Origin of the sequence: Baaleninema simplex PCC 7105 (assembly GCF_000332355.1) — a bacterium.
In the GTDB taxonomy this organism is placed as follows: Bacteria; Cyanobacteriota; Cyanobacteriia; order Cyanobacteriales; family Geitlerinemataceae; genus Baaleninema; species Baaleninema simplex.
In genome coordinates, this window is record NZ_KB235958.1 from 943073 (window position 1) to 947275 (window position 4203).

The 4203-nt window shown below is 44.9% G+C and carries 5 protein-coding genes; 3 read left to right on the forward strand and 2 right to left on the reverse strand.

Annotation, left to right across the window (positions count from 1 at the left end; genetic code table 11):
- Positions 1-370: 370 nt before the first annotated feature.
- Both GEI7105_RS0106210 and GEI7105_RS0106215 read right to left on the reverse strand, forming a co-directional pair.
- Positions 371-694 (reverse strand): hypothetical protein, encoded by a 324-nt coding sequence (locus tag GEI7105_RS0106210; protein ID WP_144053691.1) that lies wholly within the window; start codon positions 692-694, stop codon positions 371-373.
- Between the two features lie 192 nt (positions 695-886).
- Positions 887-1198 (reverse strand): hypothetical protein, encoded by a 312-nt coding sequence (locus GEI7105_RS0106215; protein ID WP_017659614.1) that lies wholly within the window; start codon positions 1196-1198, stop codon positions 887-889.
- 381 nt (positions 1199-1579) lie between these two features.
- On the opposite strand from GEI7105_RS0106215, the gene GEI7105_RS0106220 reads away from it, so the two are divergent.
- The 3 genes from GEI7105_RS0106220 (at position 1580) to GEI7105_RS0106230 (ending at position 4019) form a co-directional block, all read left to right on the forward strand.
- Positions 1580-2116, forward strand: a complete 537-nt coding sequence (locus tag GEI7105_RS0106220; RefSeq protein ID WP_017659615.1) for a hypothetical protein — start codon at positions 1580-1582, stop codon at positions 2114-2116.
- The gene (locus tag GEI7105_RS0106225; RefSeq protein ID WP_017659616.1) at positions 2113-2628 is read left to right on the forward strand and encodes a hypothetical protein; all 516 of its coding nucleotides are present in this window, start codon (positions 2113-2115) and stop codon (positions 2626-2628) included. The genes GEI7105_RS0106220 and GEI7105_RS0106225 overlap by 4 nt, the downstream gene beginning before the upstream one ends.
- 575 nt (positions 2629-3203) lie before the next feature.
- Complete coding sequence (locus GEI7105_RS0106230; protein WP_017659617.1) at positions 3204-4019, forward strand: 7-carboxy-7-deazaguanine synthase QueE; 816 nt, start codon at positions 3204-3206, stop codon at positions 4017-4019.
- Positions 4020-4203 lie beyond the last annotated feature (184 nt).

A 4203-nucleotide genomic window follows, 5' to 3' on the forward strand; every position in this document is an offset into this window, starting at 1 on the left:
TTCAAAGGGGGGCGAAGGGGGGATAGGGGGCTAAGGAGGGATGTGGTGAAGACTTCTTGAAACCTAAGCTTATCGGAAAAGGATGGAGTATCATAGGAGAATGGATCGAGATGAAATTTTGTCATAAGCCACTTAAAGTTTTCATCAATTTCTGTCGCCGTTATTTAAAACTGTAGCGCGATCGCCTTCAGGTTGTCTGGTAATCTTTTTTTAGACCGATCTTTCTAAGATCGATCGATGTTGCTCTCGAAATCTCCAGGATCTCCAAGATTCTAGAAATATTAGACTGGAAAACCGGAACTCAGGAAATCATTTATTCTCAAAAAATCTGGATTTGGGAGAGTTGCTAAAATATTCGATCGAGCCAACTTTAATCTGAATTTTGCCTGATTTTAAACTCTCGACGCGATCCTTTATCTAATAAACCCCACATTCCCAACGCGCCAAGTGGGAAAAATAAAGAGGGAATATACAATGCAAAAATACCGATTCCCGCCACCCACGCCCAAAATTTACGGCGCTTCAATCCACGACGTATAAATTCAATTATAGAAACGAATACCAAGCAGGCTATAAAAATCGCCACTTTCGCAGCAGCATCTTCCACGACGAGCGTTACGATCGCGGCCAGCGCTAGATATAAAAGCGAGCTAATTCTCAGGCAAGTTGTTGCTAATCCGATTCGATGATTCATTTTATTTTTTCTCACACTATAAATAAACAACTGCTCGAAAAATTATAAATTATAATTGACTAGCAGCATGAATCAAAAAAAACTCAGAGATTAAAATAGCATATTTTTTAAAGAATGTCAATTAATGAATTTTAAAAAATATTTAAGAAAATACTCTTACTTTTTTAAGCTTCTGGCTGAGCTTTAATTTTTTTAAAACATAAGCACACACAATACAATTGCAAATCCTTTTTTAAAAGGTTTAAAAAAGTAAGTACATTTCATTTTTCGTCTGAGTTCGATCGAGCATTTAAATTTCCAGATAACCTGAAGAATTCCTGAAGAATCTGTCATCCGAAATCCGAATTTCAACGCTTCGACTTCGCTCGCTTCGACTTCGCTCGCTTCGACTTCGCTCGCTTCGACTTCGCTCGCTTCGACTTCGCTCGCTTCGACTTCGCTCGCTTCGACTTCGCTCGCTTCGACTTCGCTCAGCGTTGAGTCCGAGCGGAGTCGAGGACTCAAACACTGCCCCCCCCCCCCCCCCCACCCCCCTATCTATCCCCCCAACCCCCCTTTGAAAGGGGGGCGAAGGGGGGGATAGGGGGCTAAGGGGGGGATGTGGTGAAGACTTCTTGAAACCTAGCTTATCGGGAACGGATTCCGTATAAGGGGGGATGTGGTGAAGACTTCTTGAAACCTAGCTTATCGGGAACGGATTCCGTATAAGGGGGGATGTGGTGAAGACTTCTTAAAACCTAGCTTATCGAAAAAAGATGGAGTATCAGACATTCAAGCCAACAAATTTTTATTTTTGTTAAAAATAGTAATCTTTAATTGAGAGCAATTGAAATTTAATACAAAACATTGTAGTATGTTAAGCTACAAAATCAAAAATCAAAGTGTATGGCACTAAATAAAAGGGATCTAGATGAGATTCAAAAAAAACTCGCTCCTTTTTTATCCAAACAAGAAAAGCTATGGCAGCCTTGGCAGGGAATTGGCAGCTTTTTGACGTTTAACTTTGGCAAAAAACTGCCACCCGAACCAATTAAAAGTACCCGTTTAAAAAGAATCCGAAAAACCCCTTTACCCGATCGCGGCGAATGGGGGCTGTGGATTTATATGTGTGGCTGGCGCATCGAACAAGGCGATCGCGTTTTAGCGGGTTCAAATGACGATCGATCTCAAATTGCATTTGCATTGCAAAAGCTCGAGGGACAAATTATGACATCTGTAGAGATTTCTTACCCTTTTGGAGAGACAATTTTTATTTTTGACAATGAAATAATTTTACGAACGTTTCCAATCAACTATAATGAGTGTGATGATTGGATGTTCTTCATGCCTAACGGTTACGTTTTGTCCCTTGGTTCAAATTCGAGTTGGTCTTATCACAAGAGTTCTGAGCCTAAAAATTCTACAAAGACGACTGAATTATGACAATTTTACAAGCAGATTTAGAGACTGTTCGAGAAAAACTAACGCCTCTTCTCGGGAAAACACCGAGGAGAGCCATATTAGATAGCGATCGCTGTCTCGTTCTAGTCTTTGAAGCTAACATCGATCGAACCTCTCCAAATCCATCTTTCTCCTGTCGCAACAAAATCGATCGAGAGCTGGAAGAATGGTTTCTTTTGACCGATTCTTGCTATTGGCGAGTCGAAAAAAATAACGAGATCGTGGCAAGCTGTTATAACAAACCCGAATCGCTCGAATTTCTTTTAAAAGACCTTAACCGTCACGCTCTGATTTCTGTGGAATTATTTCGACCGCTTTGGGATACTCGACTGACTTTTGAAAACAACTTGAGCGTTTATACCTTTTCCGTCATGACTCAAGAGTTTCCTCATTGGGAATTATATCAAAGTGATGGAACTCAGTTGACGATCGGCCCCGGTTCGAGTTGGTCTTGTACCCATCACGACAAATTCTCCCTTGAAGACTTATTGTAAACGCGATCGCCTTTATCCGAGAAAGAAACCCGCGAGTGGAGTTTCCGACACCCTCTCTAAAATGGGAATCCAGGCTAAGCCGTCAAAGCCGAATTAGACTAACTCCAATCGATCGCATCGATGAAAATCTCCCCTCTTAACTGTGCCATACAAGGTCTCATCAGCGGGTGTTTCTTCAGCAGAAACAGATCGTCGATAATACCGCCAGAAGGGAAAACCCATGTTACCACCCAAAACTCAAACCGCAGTCTCGAGAGGTAATAGCTCTATTTTGCTCCCCCGATCGCCTCGAATTTCAATCTCAAATTTAGAAGATTTTTTTTAAAAAAATCCTGACTTTGTCAATACTTTGTTTAAAAAATTAATATTATCGCCGACGAAATTGGCGATCGACCGATTCCCAGACCGGGCGTAGGGAAATCAGCATTAAGGTCTCGTGACGCTAACAGGACAGTTTGATACGCATTCTTGTGTTGTCCTGTCTCGGTTCGATCGCCCGCTCTCCCCGTCTTCTGTGTCACAATCGATCGCAGTCAAGTCCTCCCAAGATTCTCTGTTTCGACCTCACACCGACCATGACGATCTCCCCCCCCACGACAGCCCGATTAATCGAAGTCTTTTCTGCGATCCAAGGTGAAGGTCTTAACGTCGGAACGCGACAGATTTTCGTGCGCTTTGCCCTGTGTGACTTACGGTGTCTGTACTGCGACAGCGCCCAAACCTGGTTTGCTCCTGCCTCCTATCGCGTCGAACGTACTCCCGGTTTGCGGGATTTCGATACGTATCCCAACCCCGTCTCGATCGACACTCTCTTAACCTGGGTCGAACGACAAAACCGACCGGGACTTCACGATAGCATCAGCATCACCGGAGGCGAACCGCTGTTACACGCGCCTTTTTTAGCCGAATTTCTCCCTCGAGCGATCGATCGCACGCAACTGCCCATTTATCTCGAAACCGGCGGCCACCGTCCCGAACAACTCAAACTGATTCTTCCCTATCTCGACTTAGTGGGAATGGACATCAAACTTCCGAGTTCCAGCGGTGAAATGCACTGGGCCGAACACGAAGCCTTCCTCAAACTCTGTTGTGAGGCTAACGTCTCCGTTTTCGTAAAAACTGTCGTGTGCGATCGCACCCTCGCCCAAGAACTCGAACGAGTCGCCCATCTCGTCAGCCGCATCGCTCCCGAAATCCCCGTTTATCTCCAACCCGTCACTCCCCTTAATGGTGTATTACGGGCGCAAAACGAAGCCTTACGCAAAGATACCTTTCGCGATGCTGTCGTCCCCTCCCCCGAGCGGGTTCTGGCGTGGCAAACAATGATGAAACGCACGATTTCCCACGTGCGCGTCGTTCCTCAGACGCATAAGGCTCTCGGACAGTTGTAGCCAGGGAGAAGGGGAGCTTCTTCAGGGAAGAGGAGAGAGGGAAGAGTGAAGAATGGGGAGTTCTCCTCTTCCTATTTTCGCTTCATACGGAAATCCGTTTCCGATAAGCTAGGTTTCCAGAAGTCTTCACCACATCCCCCCTTCGCCCCCTATCCCCCCTTCGCCCCCCTTTGAAAGGGGGGTT

What these genes read in the sequence shown, in the direction of transcription:
- GEI7105_RS0106210 (WP_144053691.1), bottom strand. Translation starts at nt 694, where the DNA reads ATGAATCATCGAATCGGATTAGCAACAACTTGCCTGAGAATTAGCTCG.
- GEI7105_RS0106220 (WP_017659615.1), top strand. Translation starts at nt 1,580, where the DNA reads ATGGCACTAAATAAAAGGGATCTAGATGAGATTCAAAAAAAACTCGCT.
- GEI7105_RS0106230 (WP_017659617.1), top strand. Translation starts at nt 3,204, where the DNA reads ATGACGATCTCCCCCCCCACGACAGCCCGATTAATCGAAGTCTTTTCT.
- GEI7105_RS0106225 (WP_017659616.1), top strand. Translation starts at nt 2,113, where the DNA reads ATGACAATTTTACAAGCAGATTTAGAGACTGTTCGAGAAAAACTAACG.